Below are 18,247 nucleotides of genomic sequence, written 5' to 3'. Positions count from 1 at the left end.
TGTGGCGATTAAAGAGCGTATCATTTTAGGAATAGATCCGGGCACTAATGTAATGGGATATGGTTTGATCCATTGCAAAGGTGAAAAAATGAGCGTTATCCAGTTTGGGGTGATTCACCTAAGCAAGTATAAAAATCACGAGATAAAACTGAAGAAAATATTTGATCGGGTAACTGAACTCATCAAAGAATACCTACCTGATGAGGTGGCGCTTGAGGCGCCCTTTTTTGGCAAGAATGTACAATCTATGCTCAAGCTTGGTAGAGCACAAGGCGTGGCAATGGCAGCTGCCCTCAATCGGAATATGCCGATTCATGAATATGCTCCAAAAAAAGTGAAGCAATCTGTGACTGGAAATGGAAATGCCAGCAAAGAACAAGTGGCTCACATGATCCAGATGCTACTCAAATTTGAAAAAGCTCCCAAATTGCTCGACGCTACTGACGCATTGGCTGTAGCCATCTGCCATCACTATTCATCTAAATCTGGAATACCAGGAGGCGGAAAGAAGAGTTGGAAATCATTTATCTCAGATAATCCGGGAAGGGTGAAGTAACCTAGTTGACACGTTTTAGTGTCGTATTAAATTACTAAAACTAACTGTAAGCTTCTTTAATCATTTTAGCCATCTCTGCCAGCTCTTCTTTGGATGGAGAGAGTTTCATTTGGCTAAAGTTCATGTCATCCACAGCATTGATCGGAATTAAGTGAACGTGCGCGTGAGGTACTTCCAAGCCAACAACAGACACTCCTATACGCTCGCAAGTAATTACCTTTTCTATTGCTCCAGCTACTCCTTTAGAAAAAGAAAATAGCCCCGCAAGGGTCTCATTATCCAAATCGAATATGTAATCCACTTCCTTTTTGGGAATCACTAAAGTATGACCATCGGCGAGTGGATTAATATCTAAGAACGCGAGGTAATTTTCATCCTCTGCCACGATGTGAGCTGGAATTTCTCGTTCAACTATTTTAGTGAAGATGGTTGACATTAGACGGTAATGTCTAGTATTTCAAATTCAATATCACCTGCTGGCACAGTAATCTTTGCCTTTTCTCCTTTTTTCTTTCCAAGTAAGCCTTTGCCGATTGGAGACTGAACCGAAATCTTTCCGCTCTTTAAGTCAGCTTCTTCCTCAGCCACCAACTGATAGGTAACCTCCATGTTGTTTTTCTTATTTTTAATCTTCACAGTAGAAAGAATAGAAACCTTAGATGTATCAATCGAAGACTCATCAATTACCCGAGCATCTCCAACAACATTCTCCAACTTTGAAATTTTTAATTCCAATAAACCTTGCGCTTCTTTTGCTGCATCATACTCCGCATTTTCGCTCAAGTCTCCTTTGTCCCGTGCCTCTGCTATCTGCTTAGCCATATCTGACCTTCCCTTAGTCTTAAGTTCATTCAGCTCAGCCTTCAACTTATCAAGTCCTTCTTGTGTGTAGTAATTAAATGCCATAATTGATAGTACCCCTTTAAACAAAAAATAACGGCCTCACATTGAAGCCGTTTTCTTGTGCTGTCTTATTTTGATAATGCAAATATACAGTATTGCTAAAGTCAAAATCAAGAAAGTGGCCATTTCAAAGTTTTGATTTATAACAGCTTAAAAATTATTTCTCCCAATATTAATGTTGAATTATTGGAATAATTCAATTAGATATTCCGGCGGGTGTCATTGCACAAAATACTTATCGGAAAAAGAGCAGGTTTCACCATGTCATTTGTTAGGTACATCGGAATCCTAATTTTGCTCGTGATTGAATGTATAGCTTGCATTGTCATTCGTTTAGAAAACTACCATGAAATCTACATATCTAGACAATTATTTCTACCAAAACCCGAACACCTTTAACCAGGTGAAAAAGGCTACTCATTCTATAGAAGTTGATCTATTAATTTCAGATTCCACTAAAAATTTAAAATCAGTTGATTTTCAGAGTATCACTAAAAAAAATGGGAGCACCTTTTCTATCGATGAAAATTACGGAATAGCTAGAATTGACTGGAATGATCATGTGGATATTCATACAGCTAAAAAATTGATTAGGTCAGCGTTTGAAGCAATTGAGTTCCATGGTTGCAACAAACTCGTATTAGACCATTCCTTTCTAGTTGAGTTTGAAACTGAAGCTAGAGTATGGGTAAAGGAATTGCTAAAGCACAAAGCGGAAAGCCTAAGTAATAAGTTAGTTAAACTGGCTTCTATCAGTCCTATATCAGCTATAGGAAGCATGTATAGTAGTTTTGCTGGTGAAATTCTTAAAGATGAAATACCACTACTTAAAATGAAAAGATTTGACGATGTACAAGCCGCTTTAAATTGGCTGATCTAACTTCTTAACGCTCCAATTTTCTTTGCAAGCACTTCACTAATTCGTTGATATGATTCATATGTCCAACCTCCCACATGTGGAGTAAGAAGAACATTGGGTAAGGATGATAGCTTTTCAAGCTGCGCTTTCTCTTCTTCAGTGTAAACACTCAGTTTCTCATTTTCCAACACATCCAAACCTGCTGCATAAATAACACCTTCTTCAAGAAGTTTTATCAAACCCTTGGTATCCAAAATCTCACCTCTTGCTGTGTTAATCAAGACTTTTAGATTTCTAAATTTTCTAAGGTATGTTTCATTAAAAAGGCCTCTGGTAAGGTCGTAAAGAGGCACATGAATACTTAATATCTCTGTCCGTTCAAACAATTCTTCCAATTCCACATTCTTAATAAATGCGCCAGGAAACTCACCTTTAAATTTGTCATATCCAATGATGTCGCATTCGAAACTACTCAACTTTGTTCCAAATGACATCCCCATATTTCCCACACCATAAATACCGACCACTTTACCCTTAAGCTCAATTCCACGGTTACCTTCCCTATTCCAGGCTCCACCTACTACTTCATGATGGCCTGATGGAATTTTATGCAACAATGAAAGCAACATCCCGACGGCATGTTCACCCAGTGCATCACGATTGCCCTCAGGAGCATTTATTGCTTTGATATTTTTAGATTCCAGGTATTGCTTATCCAAGTTGTCCATCCCTGCACCTGCCCTAGCTACAAACTTCAAACTAGTGGCACGGTCAATCAATTCTTTATCTACAGACGTCTTGCTGCGTATAATCAGTCCTACGAATCCCTGAATGATTTGAAGTATACCTGCTCGATCAATTCCCGGTGAATAGACAGGTTCATAGCCTGCCTCACTTAGAAGCGGAAGAATACATTCGTGCAAGTCATCAACGATGAGAACGCGTTTATCTGCCATTATAAATTATACAATAGGTGTGCTGTCGAGAAATAGACAGCCAAACCGAGCAAATCGTTCGTAGTAGTAATAAAAGGTCCTGAGGCTAAGGCCGGATTTACTCCAAAACGATTCAATAGAAGTGGCGTAATTGTACCCATAAAAGAGGCCAACAAAACCACTGCAAAAAGGGCAATTGAAACTGTAGCAGCTAATGGCTGTTCGCGCATAAATAATATCACTGCTCCAAAAACCATCAAAGAAAGGATAGCACCATTGACGATAGCTACAAGGAATACTTTTAGAAGTCGCTTCCACATACTATCTGCAAAAACATTTGGATTAGCCAGACTCTGTACTACTATAGACGAGGATTGAATTCCAACATTTCCGCCCGATGCTGTAATCAATGGAATAAAGAATGCCAGTGCTGGAACAATAATTATTTCTTCTCTAAAAAATCCCATGAATTGCGCTCCTACCAAACCTCCAGCCATTCCAATGATCAACCAAGGCAAACGTGCGCGTGAAATCTTCCAGACAGTGTCATCTTCTTCTACATCTGAGCTTACTCCTGTCATGAGTTGTCGCTCTTCTTCAGCATTCTCTCGGATTACATCAATGACATCATCAATGGTAATTCGACCAACCAATCTTCCCCTAGCGTTGACAACCGGGACAGCTTCTAAATCATATTTTTGCATGATGCTAGCTACTTCTTCTTCGCTAGTAGACGTTTCCACTGATATTATTTGATCGTCGTAGATATCTGCAACTTTGGCACCTGACTTTCCAAGAATCAAGTTTTTCACCCCTACTTTTCCAAGCAGGTTCTCTTTGTCGTCCACCACATATACCGAATATATCTTTTGCACATTTTCGGCTTGCAACCTAATCTCCTCAATACATTGAGAAATACTCCAGTTTAGATTCGCCTTAATCAATTCTTTCGCCATCAATCCACCAGCAACGTCCTCATCATACTCAAGTAGTTCCATCAAGTTGGAAGCTTTCTCCTCATCAGAAATTTGACGAATAACCTCATTTCGGTCAGCTACTTCCATCTCATACAAGATGTCGGTTCCATCATCTGAATCCATGAGTTCAACAAAGGATGCCAGATCAGAAGCGGAAAACTCCTTAATGAAATCCTCTCGAACATCCTCTTCCAAATCTTCAAGAATACTCGCTCCTACTTCAGGTGATAGTAGGTCAAATACGTATTTGCATTCCTCTGCATCAAACTCATCTAGTAGAGCAGAAATATCGGCTGGATTTACACCTTCTAGTATAGACTTTACAAACGAATCATCTCGCTCGTCCAGTCCTTGCTGAAATCGATCTTTGAATTCGACGGATAACTCAAAAGTCATTACTGGTTCCATTTCAGGAAATTTTTTCGGTCAGCGAGATAAATTCTTGAACAGATAATTGCTCCGCTCGTTGGTTTAGCACCTCCAGAGCCGTCACAGATTCGGGCAAATTTAGATCTTTTAATGCGTTGCGCAAGGTCTTACGACGTTTACCAAAACCAGCTTTTACTACTCGCTTAAATAGCTTTTCATCACAAGACAATTCTTTTGTTTTGTTTCTTTTCAATCTAATGACTGCCGACTGCACCTTCGGTGGGGGATTAAATACTCCGGGTGAAACTTTGAACAAGTATTCTATATCATAGAATGCCTGCAGTAATACGCTCAAAATACCATAGGTCTTATTTCCATGGCTGGCACAAATCCGATCCGCCACTTCCTTTTGAATCATGCAAACCACCTCATCTACTTTCTCCCGATCATCCCAGATTTTAAAGAAGAGTTGCGATGAAATATTATATGGAAAGTTTCCAATCACATTGAAGTGATCAAAAGGAACATCGTATTTCAAGTAATCCTGAAAGAGAAATCGATCACTGCGATTCAGGTAGTTGGCCTTTAAATAGTCTATAGATTCTGCATCGACATCCAAGGCATAAAAATCAATCTCAGGCTTTTGAAGTAGGTACTTGGTCAAAACACCTGTCCCTGGTCCAATCTCAAAAACCGGAAGGTTTGCTTCATTCTTCAATGCTTCCACAATTTTTTGAGCGATGTTTTCATCCTTCAAAAAATGTTGACCTAAATGTTTTTTTGGTCTTACGTTTGCCAACTTATTCTCCGTTTTTATAATTGTCAGTTCAGATGTGAATAAGATCGATATTAAGTAATACTCAATTTCGAATAAACATCTCCCGAATTTTTCGGGTTAACTTCAAATCTTATAAATGTAATGCGCAAATGGGTGAATCATCTCACAAAAAAAATAAACCTGTTATAGGAATCACCATCGGTGATGTGAATGGTATTGGGCCAGAGGTTATAATCAAATCTCTAGAAGACAATCGCATACTCAAGCAGTTCACACCTGTGATTTATGGTTCAGGCAAGGTGATTTCCTATTATCGTAAAAACCTTGACAAGGAAGATTTCAACTACCAGCAAATTTCTAGCATTGAAAAGGTCATACACAGAAAAGTGAATGTGTTGAATGTATGGGATGAAGCTATAGAAATCAATCCTGGACATCCCAATGAAACCGGTGGCAAATATGCTGTACTATCCTTACAAAGGGCTGTAGCAGATCTGAAGGATGGAAAAATTAATGCGATCACTACGGCACCTTTAAGTAAAGAACTGGTTCAGTCAGATGAATTTAAATTTCCTGGGCACACCGAATACCTAACACAGGAAGCCGGAGAAAAAGAGAGCCTCATGTTTCTCGTACATGAAGGACTTAGAGTTGGCGTAGTTACCGGGCACATTCCACTCAAGGAAGTAAGTAGCAAAGTGACCAAAGAAAAAATTGTTATCAAGATTCAGAAGATGCTCAAGTCACTCCAGAAAGATTTTGGTATTAAAAAACCACGTGTTGCGGTATTAGGAATGAATCCACATGCAGGTGAAAACGGACTTCTTGGTGATGAGGAAGAAAAAGTAATTATCCCTGCCATCAACGAAGTAAAAAGTGGTCATCACATAGTTGCAGGTCCTTTTCCGTCAGATGGATTTTTCGGCATGGGCACTTATAAGCAATACGATGGCGTATTAGCCATGTATCATGATCAAGGATTAATCCCGTTCAAAACTTTGGCTTTCGAAGAAGGAATCAATTACACTGCCGGGCTACCATTTGTGCGTACATCTCCGGACCATGGAACGGCCTTTTCAATAGCAGGCAAAAACGAAGCAGATGAAACCTCATTCCGCAATGCACTTTACCTAGCAAATGACATTATTCGCCAACGAAACGAGAGTCAGTTTGCAAGTGAGGATGAAAAGTAATTCATAAAGCTTTTGTAGTACTTGGATTCTATCTAAATTTGCGGGTCTTTACCGGGAAGTGGACGGAAATGATGGATTTGAAAGCGTATAAAATTGAAATTTTTGGACTGAGTAATAGCACTCACGACTTTAATTTCCTGTTTAATGACGATTTGTTCACTCATTTTGAAAACAGCCTGGTAAGCAAGGGCAAAGGCACTTGCGACGTGATTTTGACAAAAACAGACTCTATGATTACGCTTAATCTTAAGATTGAGGGATCAATTGAGCTGGAATGTGACAGAAGCCTTGAGCTTTTTGACTTCCCTATTTCAATAAATAAGGAAATCATTTACAAATACGGTGACGAACAGGAAGAGCTAAGTGAAGATGTATTTGTAATTTTAAAAGGTCAGCAGGAATTAAACATTGCCGCGTTTTTATATGAATCAATCAGTTTGGAAGTACCGATGAAAAAACTTCATCCAAAATTCCAAAACGGTCCCGAAAGTGATGAAATGATTTATGTTTCAGAAACTGATAAGGAGTCACAAGAAGAAAGCATAGATCCCAGGTGGGAAGCCCTTAAGAAATTGAAATAAGAAAAATTAAGATAGAGAAAAGAAGATGGCGCATCCAAAACGAAAGATTTCGAAAACCAGAAGAGACAAGAGAAGAACACATTATAAAGCAACTCCAAAGAGCTTTGTGATTTGTCCTACTACAGGTGAAGCACACCTTCCTCACAGAGCTTTCTGGCATGAAGGCAAACTTTACTATAAAGGTAAAGTTGTGATGGAGAAAGAAGTTTTAGCTTAAGCTAAGTCCTGATGCCTAAAATTCAAGCTGCAATAACGGGCGTTCACGGGTACGTTCCTGAGGACGTTATTACCAACAAGGATCTCGAGAAAATGGTTGACACCAATGATGAGTGGATCATTTCTCGAACAGGCATCAAACAAAGACATATATTAAAAGGTGAAGATCAGGGTACTTCAGTCATGGCTGTGAAGGCCGCAGAAGGACTCCTGAAGAAAACCAATACCAAAGCAGAAGATATTGATCTGGTGATTTGTGCTACGACAACACCGGATCTTGTTTTTCCGGCAACTGCCAATATCATTTCGAATAAAATCGGAGCAGTAAATGCGTTTGGATACGACATTCAGGCTGCATGCTCCGGATTTCTTTATGCGTTGGCTACAGGCTCACAATTCATCGAGACAGGCAAATACCAAAAGGTATTAGTCATTGGCGCGGATAAGATGTCCTCCATCGTGGACTATACTGACCGTGCCACTTGCATCATCTTTGGAGATGGCGCAGGAGCGGTTTTGCTAGAGCCTACGGAAGAAGATTTTGGCATTAAAGATTCAGTCTTAAAGTCTGATGGTTCTGGGGAACCTTTCCTTCACATGAAGGCCGGAGGTAGCCGAAGACCAGCAACAGAAGACACAGTGAAGAATCGTGAGCATTTTGCTTATCAGGAAGGTTCTACTGTGTTCAAATTTGCAGTGAAGAACATGGCCGACATTGCAGCTCAGGTGATGGAACGAAACGGGCTAACGGCCGATGACGTGACGTACCTGGTTCCTCATCAAGCCAACAAAAGAATTATCGATGCTACCGCCAATCGAATGGGCGTGAGCGACGAAAAAGTTATGCTGAATATTGAGAAATATGGCAATACAACCAGTGGCACGATCCCACTTTGCTTATTCGATTATGAAAGCAAACTGAAAAAAGGAGATAACCTTATTCTAGCTGCATTTGGTGGCGGATTTACCTGGGGATCTATCTGGGTAAAATGGGCATACGATCCTAAATAACCAACTAACATCCTAAAAATTCATGGCAACTACAGCAGACTTTAAAAATGGATTGGTGATTGAATACAATAATGATCTATTCATGATTGTAGAATTTCAACACGTGAAACCGGGAAAAGGGCCAGCGTTTGTACGAACGAAATTGAAAAGCATTTCTACCGGCAAAGTTTTAGATAACACTTTTTCGTCAGGTGTAAAAGTGACAACCGCACGCGTAGAAAGAAGACCGCATCAATTCTTATATAAGGATGATATGGGCTATCACTTCATGAATGCTTCTACTTACGAGCAGATTGCCATTCAGGAAGACCTGATCAACGCACCAAAATTCTTGAAAGACGGACAAGAAGTAGAAATTCTTTTCCACGCCGAAGAAGAAAAAGTTTTGGGTTGTGAGTTGCCACAACATGTGATTATGACCGTAACTCAGGCTGATCCCGGGGTAAAGGGAAATACAGCAACCAATGCCACAAAAAATGCAGTGGTAGAGACTGGTGCTACCATTCAGGTACCTATGTTTATTGAGCAAGATGAAGTGATTAAAATCAATACTGTAGACGGCTCATATGTAGAGCGCGTAAAATAAGCACGTGTACCTAACGGCTAATCTGAAAAAGAAATTTTGCACTCAGCCAAAGAAATTTTATACCTTAGTTCTTAAGATTTATTAATCAACAATTAACCTATGAAGGCCAAAGAAATTCAAGAATTAATAAACTTCCTTTCCGAGTCAGGGTTGGAAGAAGTGAATATTGAGACAGATGACTTTAAGGTGAGCATCAAGAGAAGCGCCGAACAGCACGTAATTGCATCTGCTCCTGCGCCAATGGCTGCAGCTCCCGCACCAACAGCTCAAGCTCCAGCAGCAACTCCCGCTCCTGCAGCAGACGGAGGCAGTGCCCCAGCAGCAGAAAGCAACCTTGTAGAAATAAAATCACCCATGATCGGGACATTCTACCGATCTGCAAATCCTGAATCACCTTCATTTGTCGAAATAGGTAGCTCTGTAAAGGCAGGCGACCCTGTTTGTATCATAGAGGCTATGAAGCTATTCAATGAAATTGAGTCAGAAGTGTCTGGTAAAATCGTGAAAGTACTGGTTGACAATGCACAACCTGTAGAATACGATCAGCCGCTTTTCCTAGTTGATCCATCGTAAAACATTACCCTTATGTTTAACAAGATTTTGATTGCCAACAGAGGCGAGATCGCATTGCGTATCATTCGTACCTGTAAAGAAATGGGTATCAAAACGGTAGCTGTTTATTCTAAGGCAGATGCTGACAGTCTCCATGTGCGTTTTGCAGACGAGGCTGTATGTATTGGTCCTGCGGCAGGCAAAGATTCGTACCTCAAGATTCCAAACATCATTGCGGCTGCCGAAGTAACCAATGCAGATGCTATCCATCCAGGCTATGGTTTCTTATCAGAAAATGCTGAATTTTCTCGTGTCTGCGCCGAAAATAACATCAAGTTTATTGGTGCAAGCGAAGACATGATCAGCCGAATGGGTGACAAAGCCACGGCTAAAGCAACCATGATAAAGGCTGGTGTACCTGTTGTTCCAGGTTCTGAAGGACTATTAGAGTCAGTGGAACAAGGAATTAAATTGGCTAAAGGAATAGGTTACCCTGTGATGATCAAAGCCACCGCAGGTGGTGGCGGTAAAGGCATGAGACTCATCAAGGAAGAAAGTGAGTTTAAAAAAGCCTGGGACAGTGCCAGACAAGAAGCTGCTGCATCTTTTGGGAATGATGGCATGTACATGGAAAAATTCGTGGAAGAGCCTCGTCACATAGAAATACAGATTGTCGGAGATAGCAAAGGCAAAGCCTGCCACCTCTCCGAAAGAGATTGCTCCATCCAGCGAAGGCACCAGAAGCTGATCGAGGAAACCCCCTCTCCGATTGTTTCTCAGGAACTAAGAGAAAAGATGGGAGCAGCTGCCATCAAAGGTGCTGAAGCCATCAAATATGAAGGAGCCGGAACAGTAGAGTTCCTCGTGGATAAAAATGGAGACTTCTACTTCATGGAGATGAATACACGTATACAGGTGGAGCATCCGATTACAGAGGAAGTAACAGACTATGATCTGATAAAAGAGCAGATCAAAGTAGCCGCGGGTGAGCCAATCTCCGGAAGAAACTATTATCCTCAGCGTCATTCGATTGAAGTAAGAATCAATGCGGAAGATCCGGCAAACGGTTTCCGACCAAGTCCGGGCAAGATTACCAACCTTCACTTCCCTGGTGGACATGGAGTGCGGATAGACAGCCATGTGTATGCTGGATATACCATCCCTCCTTTCTATGACTCCATGATTGGAAAACTGATTGTGAGTGCACAAACGCGGGAAGAAGCGATTATTAAGATGAAGCGGGCACTGGAAGAGACGGTGATAGAAGGCATTAAAACGACGATTCCTTTCCACCTGAAAATGATGGAAGATGAAGCGTTTAGATCCGGGAATTTTACCACCAAGTATTTGGACACGTGGGATTTCAGCGTGCTGAAGTAAGCTTACGGAATATTAGAATATCAAACCCTTGCCAGAAATGGTGAGGGTTTTATTTTTTCCAAACCTGAAGAGTGCCTCCGCTACATTCAAACATTGCTTGGCCATAACAGTCCTAAAACAACTCAGATATGCACCCATGTAAGTAGCAAGAGTATGGAAGAAATCAAAAGTCCGTTGGACAGCTTGGTTGCTACTGGTATATTTGAAAGGTAGATAAACGACATAATGTCGTTTACACAAATGTTGGCCTCCATTGACTGCAAGATGAAAAAACTTCTTCTCTTCTTAACTCTCATTTCAACTCTTGAACTCTTTGGTCAACAAACTGACACGCTAAGAGTTGAACAACATTATTACTATCTGGCCGACATAGACTCACGAACTATTGCTGAACGGATTATGAATGATGAACTCCAACCAGCGGACAACTTCATAACCTTTAGAATCCTTGATAGCTTAACGTCAACTAACAAACAAACCAGAAAATACTATTTGCCAGTATTCAACAAGATCTTAAAACAATCTGACGGAGCACTTTCGGAGGTTATGGGAACACCTATTATCAACTTGCTAAAGCAGTATCCAACCGAATTTGCAAAAACAATTAAGTCAGACGAACTCTTTGAACTGTATTCGAACTTTGCTGCATATGAACTCTATTTTTCAGACGACTACAGGTCTGAGATTAACGCCATAGAACAAACAGCGAGGGACAACTTTAGACCTTACACGGACTCAGAACTCATCAAGAAATTCCTCGAACGAACTGCCAAAAAAGTAGAGGAAATCTAAAACAGAGGCCAACAGGCGATATTGCGCATGGCCTTACTTAGTCATCTGCAAAGTGCCTGCTAAACATCCCGCTTATCTCCCGCCAAAAATCTGAAGTGCTTTCTAATAAGTGCTGCTCGTGGGAGATTTTTATCTTTCATGGCGCAGTGCGTATCTGATACTTTGAATGCACCGGCAGATAAGCTACTTTTATCGAAATTAATTAAGCTCGGAGGCCACAGCGCCATATCTGAGCGTTACCTGTCAGCTGCGCCATGATAACAGATAGTGCTACTTTTTCGTAACTTTAACCTATGGAAGCGAACATGAACCTTTCTTTCTCCCAGATACTCGAACTGGTTAGGAACTTGCCAGGCGAACAGAAGATCAAGATTTCCCAAGAACTTGAGAAGGAAACAATTGGCTCCAAACTGACTGAACTTTTGACTGCTTTTCAAACTGACAAGCTTTCGATGAACGAGATAACTTCAGAAGTAGAACAAGTCAGACAAGACCTTTATGATAAGCGAACATCGAATTAAGGTCATATTCGACACCAACATTTGGATCAGTTACCTCATTGGTCATCAACTTGGTGAATTGACAGAACTTCTAACTTCTCAGAAAATTGAAATCATACTATCCGAACAACTTCGAGCGGAATTGACTGAAGTAACACGAAGGAAGAAATTTCAAAAATATTTTAGCAGAGAGAAAGTATCCGAACTACTGAAACTGATGGACTTCATCGGAACTGACTATAAGGTCATAGAGTATCCGAACATTTGCAGAGATCCGAAAGACAACTTTTTGTTGGGACTGATCAGAGTTTCAAAAGCTAACTTTCTAGTGACAGGAGATCAGGACTTATTGGAACTGAACCCCTTTGAGGGAGCGGAGATCATTGAACCTAATCAACTACTAGCTAAAATAGCCGACAGGTAACAAGCGGTAAAATGCATTTGGCTACTACCCATCTGCTACTTTCAGTGCAACTGAACTGCGATTTCTGGCTTTTGGAAAAGGCTGTGCTTTCTACTTTTCTTTCTGCCACTAGGAAAAATGCTTGTGGAACGTGTTGTATCTGAACCGTTGTGAGTTGGAGCCTGAATCGCTACTTTAGTGCTATTAAGAAAGCTCGAGCCACACAGCATTTTACCTGAACGTTAGACACAACAATCTCCACTTGAAAGATTATCTCACCCTCCTACTAATTCTCATTGCACTAACTAGTAATTCGCAAGACTATAGGATAACTCCAAACTCTGTGGGAAACATCAACTTGGGAGATAGCATGAACATTCTAACTCAAGTTTTTCCAGCGAACTCAATCCAAGAACTACCCGCAACTAAATACGGAATAGACGGGCCTGGTAACGGCTATTTGATTGTGATCAATAATTCTGACACATTAATGTTTGTTTGGTCTAAGGATTTCGATAAAACTATTGGTGGAATTGTTTGCCTTTCAAAAGCTTACAGGACGTATGATGGATTGGGTATCGGATCAACTCTAGGAGAGATTGAGAACAAACATCCTAACGTTTACCAAGTCCCCGACTATCTTGACTCCTCTGTTGAATACGTATCAGTAAAATACAAATCTGGAAATATTAACTTTCAAGTCATGAGCCCCAGAGGAACTCAAGTAGGCAACTATGAACCTAACCCGAATGACGAACCTTCAACTCAGAATTTCGAACGTAAAGCTAAGATCAAACGCATGGTAATATGGTGATTTGAGCCACTAAAGCTGTGTCTAACAGTTGCTAAGCAGCATTTGTCAGCGTGCTATTCACCGCCTGATCTGTAACTGTCCCACTTCGATGCACCTTCTAAAAGTTGAGAAGCCTTAGCAACTACAGTGCTTCTGGAGGTTATCTTTCACAACGCATTTTCTTCGAGATAGCTTTTGAGGGGTGGCGTCTCCTAACAAACGCTAAAGTGCATATGTCAAACTGCTCCTAGCCACTCTCCTGCTATTCGAACCGCAAAGCTTCTCCACTGATAGTTCAATTCACTTTAGCTTCTTTTCTTGCTCTAGCCTTCATCTTTCTCACAGAGTTTTTCACACATACTGTTGTAAGTGGGTCACAGCTTTGCTAGCTTAGTTTTTCATCAGGTGGGTTCGGGACATACGCACTTTAGCTAGGCGTTCACATCCATTGACTGCATGTAGTAAATTTCGTATCTTTACAGCATGACGATTGAACAACGTAAACTGGAGTTAATTACTTGGATAAGCTCTATCCAAAGTGAAGACGTTATTAATCGCATTGAGAGTTTTAAGAACAATCCAGATTTTGAGACTCCTGATACAATTCTAGAACTCCTACATGAATCCAGTTCAGCCAAATTTGAGGATTGCATTGAACACACAAGTGCACGAGAACTTTTAGGACGTAAATGAGAACAGTTTGGACGCCAGTTGGGCTCAAATCGCTGGACAAAACAACCGACTTTATTGAAGAACAGTGGAATGAGGATGTTGCGGACAATTTCCTTGACCGACTCGACGAACGGATTGAGCAGCTGAAGAAGAATCCGCGAATCGGGCCAACCTACAAACAGACAGAGTTTCGGCAACTTCTTATTCATCCACTTGTAACACTCTACTACAAGATTAAAACAGATTATATAAGTCTAACTCTTGTTTGGGCTAACAAGCAAGACCCTGACGAACTACGGGAACAATTAAAACAGATGTGAAAGGACGATATTGCGCATGGCCTTACTTAGTCATCTGCCAAGTGCCTGCAAAACATCCCGCTTATCTGCCGCCAAGAAACTATTGTGCTTTCTACTATCTTCAGCTTGTGGGATATTTTTATATTCATGGCGCAGTGTCCATTTGATACTTTGTGCACCCCCTTGCCGGGCGCGGACAGATAAGCTACTTTTATCGCTATTAATAAAGCTCGGGGGCCATAGCGCCATATCTGAGCGTTAGTGGTCATGGCGGATAAAGCAAAATGAGAAGACACAGAATAATTGGAATCACTTTGTTGACATTGTTCCTGAATACGGTATGCATTGCTCAACAGAGTGTTGACCAGGTTGTTAATCAGAGAATTAAAGAAAAGGATGTTCCGGGATTTGCTTTTATCATAGGAAAAAATGGTAAAATCATTGAACAGGGTTACCGCGGCTTGTCCAATGTTGAATTAGGTGTTCCAGTAACAGAAAAATCAGTCTTTGCAATTGCGTCAATGAGCAAAGCCTACACGGCAGCAGCTACACTTTTACTTATGGAAGCAGGTTTGCTGAGTCCTGATGATCGCGTAACGAAATACATTCCAGAAGCTCCTAAATCATGGGATGCCATCACCATATGGCACCTATTGACTCATTCGTCAGGACTCGTAGACGATTGGGGGCTTTATAGCTGGGATGAATCTAACGAATTGTTTTTAAAAGCTCAATCAGACAGTTCGTTTCTTCAACATCTTTTCGATCATGAATTAAAGTTTAAACCTGGGACAGGTACTTTCTACTCTTCTGGGCCTTTTGTGCTAGGTGTGGTGATCGAAAGAATAACTGGAAAATATTATGGCGAGTATCTTCAACAATTTATTTTCAACCCTTTGTCTCTTTCTGAAACGTATGTAGATCATCCCTATAAACTTATTCCAAACAGAGTTTCGGGCTATTTCGATCACGACACAACAGAAATGGACACAGGTATTTCAGGTAGAGGAAATGGAATTCTAATCTCTCCGGTTGCCTATGGAAGAGCTGACGTTGGAATTCGTACTACTGCGAAGGACTTAATGACATTTATGATGCCCTCTTGACTGGAGAGTTACTAAATGAACAGTCTACAAAACTCATGTTTTCCTCTGCAATACTTGATAATGGTGAACTTATACCTACCGCACCAGGCTGGATGAATTGGCCATTGGTCGGCAGAGTTGTTTCTCAGCATAGCGGTGCCTTCAGGACTGGGTTCAGCAGTCAGGCTTTTATTATTCCAGAAGAAAAATTTATCATCATTCTGTTAACCAATGTCTCAGGAGGAACAAATTTTCCTTTAGTGCAGAAGATTGCATCAATTTATTATGAAGAACTAGGGCAACTTTCAAAAAGAGAGACCATCGCAGATAATAGGTTAGATCTCACCAACAAACACCTTACATTATTTAAAAACCTGGATTCTAATGAGCTAAGCAAAAACTCAATAAGTGACAAATTTCCAAAGTCATATCTTTCCAGAGGATTGAAAGCCGCTTTATCGAGTACCGAATCAATTGTCTTTCTAGGAGAGGATGATGTTAGTTCTAGAGATATCAATCTTTTTGGTGTCAGCATTCATACTTTCAGATACTATAAACTTATCGGGAGCAGAACTCTTTATACTACAGTCTCATTGGATAAAAACAATAAAGTAGTGTTCATAGATTATCCTGAAACGGAATGAAATGTCAAAACGACCACTAACAAACGATATAGCACATGCCACTAAGTAGCTACTTGAAACTGAAATGCTAAACCGATACTTTAGTAGATATTAAACAAGTCCAGAGGCACATGCCATATCTGGGCGTTACCTACCATTGGAAAAACTGATGAAAAAAAATATCACATAGAAGAAATTAATATAGCTCGCATGAAAGGTGTAAATATAAACTATCCCATAATGAAAGAGTTTCTTGACAATTTAGAACGAGTCAATAACCTTGCTGAACGTTGTGAAGGCTTTGTTTAGAGACATGCCATTCTCATTATTTATCTCTGGAAATATCCATGAAATTATATTTTTTAATCAAGGTCAAAAACATGAAACTTTCTTATCGATATCTCATTTTAGCTACATTTCTCACCCTCTTTTTGGGTGTCGTAGGTTGTAGAAGAGAAAAAAAAACATTCACGTCCGGTAAACCTGAATGGGCAGTCCCGTCGGACAACCTGATCAGTGCTATGCTCAAAGAGCGCATGCTATACAATGGTATCGGCATGGTGGTTGGAGTAATTGATGGTGAACGTCAGAATGTTGTTACCAATGGACTAAGTGGGGCCGAAAATGGACGGGCTTTGGATGGGGAAACTGTATTCCAACTTGGGTCACTCACCAAAGTAATAACCAATCTACTACTCGCTGAAATGGTTACAAGTGGAGAAGTAGGACTGGACGACCTAGTGAGTGACTTTCTACCTCCCGAGATAAAATTGGTGGAAGTTGGGAGACCTATAACCCTTCGTGATTTGGCCACGCATACTTCAGGGCTGCCTTCGATGCCAACCAATTTTGATATCCACGGTGAGCCTGACCCCTATGCAGCTTATTCTGTTGACCAACTCTGGTCTTTCTTGTCAAGCTATACGCCTGAGGGAGCACCGGGAATAAAGTACGCCTATTCAAACCTTGGGGTATCACTCCTTGGATGGGTGCTAGCGCTCCGAATGAACACAACTTATGAAGATTTGGTCAAGGATCGGGTACTGGGTCCTCTGGAAATGAACAGCACTTCGATCACACTTAGTTCGGAACAGTTGGCACGGTTGGCACCGGGTCATAGTCCCTATCTTCAGCCGATTCGGACTTGGGAAATGGCTACACTTCAAGCTTCCGGTTCTCTACGGTCTACAGCCAATGATATGCTTAGATTGCTGGAACTATATTTGGGGAAATCCAACAATTCCCATATGGTGGAAGCAGCGAAATTTCAGATGCGAGAAGGTGTCGAACTTGATGGAACTTTTTTGCCACTCGGTCTTGGACTTAGGTCAGATGGAATTTATCGGCATGCCGGAGGAAAGCAAGGATATAGGTCCGGATTGGCGTTTAATGCAAGAACCGGTGTAGCGGCAGTGGTTCTATCAAATGCGCGGACCTATGAATCAGAACCTATGTTGATTGCCATGCACCTTGTAGCAGGAGAAATACTTCCTCCAGCGGCACGTGCTCCTGAGGATAAGCCCCGCGTAAATATCCCAACCAATGAACTGGAAAAGTTCGCAGGCGGTTATCACAATAAAGCAGGTGAGATATGGGAGGTTGTTGTCTCCAGGAAATTTCTGCGAATCCGGTATCCCAACAACTCAATTTTTGAATTTGTCCCATCCGGATCCCACGATTTCTACTACAATGCGGGTAATGACGATATCATCTTCGATCTTGATGATAACGGAAAGGTAGTCGGTATGAGAATTTACGGGGACGGAAAATCAGAAGGAGATAACCAGTTCGTGGAACGAGTTAACAAGCAATGAAATGACAAAATCGGAAACGCAAAACATACATTGAAAAAGAAATTAAACGACAGAAAAATAAAAATGGCAGGTAACAACGTATATAAAAAATAGCGGTTTCAGGGCTTGAAGGGAAATGAATTTTATAAAATTTTGTCAGTGCTAACCCGAAAAGTTATTGCTAAAAAATTCGCTACTTTTTATATACAAGACCGTTATCCACCATTCTGAGTGCTAACTAAATCTATTGCTTTAATCTTTCCAGAGTAAGCGTCGTAGTTACATTTGATTTTGTACTAACTAACAACATTTTATCTTTTTCAAAAGTAAGGTGCTGAGAAGAACGTCTCTTGTTATTCATTACAGTGGGTGATTTAGCAACTATGACATT

Annotated in this window: 23 protein-coding genes; 18 read left to right on the top strand and 5 right to left on the bottom strand. The window is 40.8% G+C overall.

What is annotated here, in order from left to right; translation table 11 throughout:
• Position 1: 1 nt before the first annotated feature.
• Positions 2-556: a crossover junction endodeoxyribonuclease RuvC gene (ruvC, locus tag ABJG98_RS00890; RefSeq protein ID WP_348277567.1), complete on the top strand. Its 555-nt coding sequence runs from the start codon at positions 2-4 to the stop codon at positions 554-556.
• A gap of 40 nt (positions 557-596) precedes the next feature.
• Here ruvC and ABJG98_RS00885 read toward each other — a convergent pair whose 3' ends face one another.
• Together ABJG98_RS00885 and greA are read right to left on the bottom strand one after the other, a co-directional pair.
• Positions 597-992, bottom strand: coding sequence for an HIT family protein (locus ABJG98_RS00885; protein ID WP_348277566.1), 396 nt, complete (start codon positions 990-992; stop codon positions 597-599).
• Positions 992-1,462 carry a transcription elongation factor GreA gene (greA, locus tag ABJG98_RS00880; RefSeq protein WP_348277565.1) on the bottom strand — a complete coding sequence of 157 codons (471 nt, stop codon included), beginning with the start codon at positions 1,460-1,462 and terminating at the stop codon, positions 992-994. Before greA ends, ABJG98_RS00885 begins: the two co-directional genes overlap by 1 nt.
• A gap of 400 nt (positions 1,463-1,862) precedes the next feature.
• Between greA and ABJG98_RS00875 the strand changes: the two genes are divergently transcribed.
• A complete protein-coding gene (locus tag ABJG98_RS00875; protein WP_348277564.1) occupies positions 1,863-2,339 on the top strand; it encodes a hypothetical protein in 477 nt (158 codons plus the stop codon).
• Here the strand turns inward: ABJG98_RS00875 and ABJG98_RS00870 are convergent.
• From ABJG98_RS00870 to rsmA, 3 genes are read right to left on the bottom strand one after another with little or no spacing between them, the layout of a single operon-like run.
• Positions 2,336-3,274, bottom strand: a complete 939-nt coding sequence (locus ABJG98_RS00870; protein ID WP_348277563.1) for an NAD(P)-dependent oxidoreductase — start codon at positions 3,272-3,274, stop codon at positions 2,336-2,338. The two genes, ABJG98_RS00875 and ABJG98_RS00870, sit on opposite strands and share 4 nt — an antisense overlap.
• A complete protein-coding gene (mgtE, locus tag ABJG98_RS00865) occupies positions 3,274-4,638 on the bottom strand; it encodes a magnesium transporter (RefSeq protein WP_348277562.1) in 1,365 nt (454 codons plus the stop codon). The genes ABJG98_RS00870 and mgtE overlap by 1 nt, the downstream gene beginning before the upstream one ends.
• Before the next feature lies 1 nt (position 4,639).
• Positions 4,640-5,398, bottom strand: coding sequence for a 16S rRNA (adenine(1518)-N(6)/adenine(1519)-N(6))-dimethyltransferase RsmA (gene rsmA, locus ABJG98_RS00860; RefSeq protein WP_348277561.1), 759 nt, complete (start codon positions 5,396-5,398; stop codon positions 4,640-4,642).
• A 128-nt stretch (positions 5,399-5,526) separates the two neighbouring features.
• Between rsmA and pdxA the strand changes: the two genes are divergently transcribed.
• The 16 genes from pdxA (at position 5,527) to ABJG98_RS00780 (ending at position 17,877) form a co-directional block, all read left to right on the top strand.
• The gene (gene pdxA, locus ABJG98_RS00855; protein WP_348277560.1) at positions 5,527-6,570 is read left to right on the top strand and encodes a 4-hydroxythreonine-4-phosphate dehydrogenase PdxA; all 1,044 of its coding nucleotides are present in this window, start codon (positions 5,527-5,529) and stop codon (positions 6,568-6,570) included.
• 38 nt (positions 6,571-6,608) lie between these two features.
• Positions 6,609-7,151, top strand: coding sequence for a DUF177 domain-containing protein (locus ABJG98_RS00850; protein WP_348277559.1), 543 nt, complete (start codon positions 6,609-6,611; stop codon positions 7,149-7,151).
• 25 nt (positions 7,152-7,176) lie between these two features.
• The gene (rpmF, locus tag ABJG98_RS00845) at positions 7,177-7,368 is read left to right on the top strand and encodes a 50S ribosomal protein L32 (RefSeq protein WP_089356102.1); all 192 of its coding nucleotides are present in this window, start codon (positions 7,177-7,179) and stop codon (positions 7,366-7,368) included.
• Between the two features lie 11 nt (positions 7,369-7,379).
• On the top strand, positions 7,380-8,378 hold the full coding sequence (locus ABJG98_RS00840) for a beta-ketoacyl-ACP synthase III (protein WP_348277558.1): 999 nt from the start codon (positions 7,380-7,382) through the stop codon (positions 8,376-8,378).
• A gap of 22 nt (positions 8,379-8,400) precedes the next feature.
• Positions 8,401-8,964, top strand: a complete 564-nt coding sequence (gene efp / locus ABJG98_RS00835) for an elongation factor P (RefSeq protein ID WP_348277557.1) — start codon at positions 8,401-8,403, stop codon at positions 8,962-8,964.
• Positions 8,965-9,063: 99 nt separating this feature from the next.
• Positions 9,064-9,537 carry an acetyl-CoA carboxylase biotin carboxyl carrier protein gene (gene accB / locus ABJG98_RS00830; protein WP_348277556.1) on the top strand — a complete coding sequence of 158 codons (474 nt, stop codon included), beginning with the start codon at positions 9,064-9,066 and terminating at the stop codon, positions 9,535-9,537.
• Positions 9,538-9,549: 12 nt separating this feature from the next.
• Positions 9,550-10,896: an acetyl-CoA carboxylase biotin carboxylase subunit gene (gene accC, locus ABJG98_RS00825; RefSeq protein ID WP_348277555.1), complete on the top strand. Its 1,347-nt coding sequence runs from the start codon at positions 9,550-9,552 to the stop codon at positions 10,894-10,896.
• A 264-nt stretch (positions 10,897-11,160) separates the two neighbouring features.
• Positions 11,161-11,688 (top strand): hypothetical protein, encoded by a 528-nt coding sequence (locus tag ABJG98_RS00820; protein ID WP_348277554.1) that lies wholly within the window; start codon positions 11,161-11,163, stop codon positions 11,686-11,688.
• A 293-nt stretch (positions 11,689-11,981) separates the two neighbouring features.
• Positions 11,982-12,209 (top strand): hypothetical protein, encoded by a 228-nt coding sequence (locus tag ABJG98_RS00815; protein WP_348277553.1) that lies wholly within the window; start codon positions 11,982-11,984, stop codon positions 12,207-12,209.
• A complete protein-coding gene (locus ABJG98_RS00810; RefSeq protein ID WP_348277552.1) occupies positions 12,187-12,612 on the top strand; it encodes a putative toxin-antitoxin system toxin component, PIN family in 426 nt (141 codons plus the stop codon). Before ABJG98_RS00815 ends, ABJG98_RS00810 begins: the two co-directional genes overlap by 23 nt.
• Before the next feature lie 241 nt (positions 12,613-12,853).
• Positions 12,854-13,405, top strand: a complete 552-nt coding sequence (locus tag ABJG98_RS00805; RefSeq protein WP_348277551.1) for a hypothetical protein — start codon at positions 12,854-12,856, stop codon at positions 13,403-13,405.
• 668 nt (positions 13,406-14,073) lie between these two features.
• Positions 14,074-14,376: a type II toxin-antitoxin system RelE/ParE family toxin gene (locus ABJG98_RS00800; protein WP_348277550.1), complete on the top strand. Its 303-nt coding sequence runs from the start codon at positions 14,074-14,076 to the stop codon at positions 14,374-14,376.
• 263 nt (positions 14,377-14,639) lie between these two features.
• Positions 14,640-15,461, top strand: a complete 822-nt coding sequence (locus ABJG98_RS00795) for a serine hydrolase domain-containing protein (protein ID WP_348277549.1) — start codon at positions 14,640-14,642, stop codon at positions 15,459-15,461.
• Positions 15,458-16,084 carry a hypothetical protein gene (locus ABJG98_RS00790; protein WP_348277548.1) on the top strand — a complete coding sequence of 209 codons (627 nt, stop codon included), beginning with the start codon at positions 15,458-15,460 and terminating at the stop codon, positions 16,082-16,084. The genes ABJG98_RS00795 and ABJG98_RS00790 overlap by 4 nt, the downstream gene beginning before the upstream one ends.
• A gap of 87 nt (positions 16,085-16,171) precedes the next feature.
• On the top strand, positions 16,172-16,372 hold the full coding sequence (locus tag ABJG98_RS00785; protein WP_348278090.1) for a DUF3291 domain-containing protein: 201 nt from the start codon (positions 16,172-16,174) through the stop codon (positions 16,370-16,372).
• A 71-nt stretch (positions 16,373-16,443) separates the two neighbouring features.
• The gene (locus ABJG98_RS00780; RefSeq protein WP_348277547.1) at positions 16,444-17,877 is read left to right on the top strand and encodes a serine hydrolase; all 1,434 of its coding nucleotides are present in this window, start codon (positions 16,444-16,446) and stop codon (positions 17,875-17,877) included.
• The last annotated feature ends 370 nt before the right edge of the window (positions 17,878-18,247 follow it).

This window comes from Ekhidna sp. (assembly GCF_039960695.1).
Classification (GTDB): domain Bacteria; phylum Bacteroidota; class Bacteroidia; order Cytophagales; family Cyclobacteriaceae; genus Ekhidna.
Note: the sequence above shows the minus strand (reverse complement) of the source record. Positions and strands in the feature narration are given on the sequence as shown.

Coding starts and splice junctions, on each gene's coding strand:
- ABJG98_RS00885 (WP_348277566.1), bottom strand. CDS start 992: ATGTCAACCATCTTCACTAAAATAGTTGAACGAGAAATTCCAGCTCAC.
- greA (WP_348277565.1), bottom strand. CDS start 1,462: ATGGCATTTAATTACTACACACAAGAAGGACTTGATAAGTTGAAGGCT.
- ABJG98_RS00870 (WP_348277563.1), bottom strand. CDS start 3,274: ATGGCAGATAAACGCGTTCTCATCGTTGATGACTTGCACGAATGTATT.
- mgtE (WP_348277562.1), bottom strand. CDS start 4,638: ATGGAACCAGTAATGACTTTTGAGTTATCCGTCGAATTCAAAGATCGA.
- pdxA (WP_348277560.1), top strand. CDS start 5,527: ATGGGTGAATCATCTCACAAAAAAAATAAACCTGTTATAGGAATCACC.
- rpmF (WP_089356102.1), top strand. CDS start 7,177: ATGGCGCATCCAAAACGAAAGATTTCGAAAACCAGAAGAGACAAGAGA.
- ABJG98_RS00840 (WP_348277558.1), top strand. CDS start 7,380: ATGCCTAAAATTCAAGCTGCAATAACGGGCGTTCACGGGTACGTTCCT.
- efp (WP_348277557.1), top strand. CDS start 8,401: ATGGCAACTACAGCAGACTTTAAAAATGGATTGGTGATTGAATACAAT.
- accB (WP_348277556.1), top strand. CDS start 9,064: ATGAAGGCCAAAGAAATTCAAGAATTAATAAACTTCCTTTCCGAGTCA.
- accC (WP_348277555.1), top strand. CDS start 9,550: ATGTTTAACAAGATTTTGATTGCCAACAGAGGCGAGATCGCATTGCGT.
- ABJG98_RS00820 (WP_348277554.1), top strand. CDS start 11,161: ATGAAAAAACTTCTTCTCTTCTTAACTCTCATTTCAACTCTTGAACTC.
- ABJG98_RS00815 (WP_348277553.1), top strand. CDS start 11,982: ATGGAAGCGAACATGAACCTTTCTTTCTCCCAGATACTCGAACTGGTT.
- ABJG98_RS00810 (WP_348277552.1), top strand. CDS start 12,187: ATGATAAGCGAACATCGAATTAAGGTCATATTCGACACCAACATTTGG.
- ABJG98_RS00800 (WP_348277550.1), top strand. CDS start 14,074: ATGAGAACAGTTTGGACGCCAGTTGGGCTCAAATCGCTGGACAAAACA.
- ABJG98_RS00795 (WP_348277549.1), top strand. CDS start 14,640: ATGAGAAGACACAGAATAATTGGAATCACTTTGTTGACATTGTTCCTG.
- ABJG98_RS00780 (WP_348277547.1), top strand. CDS start 16,444: ATGAAACTTTCTTATCGATATCTCATTTTAGCTACATTTCTCACCCTC.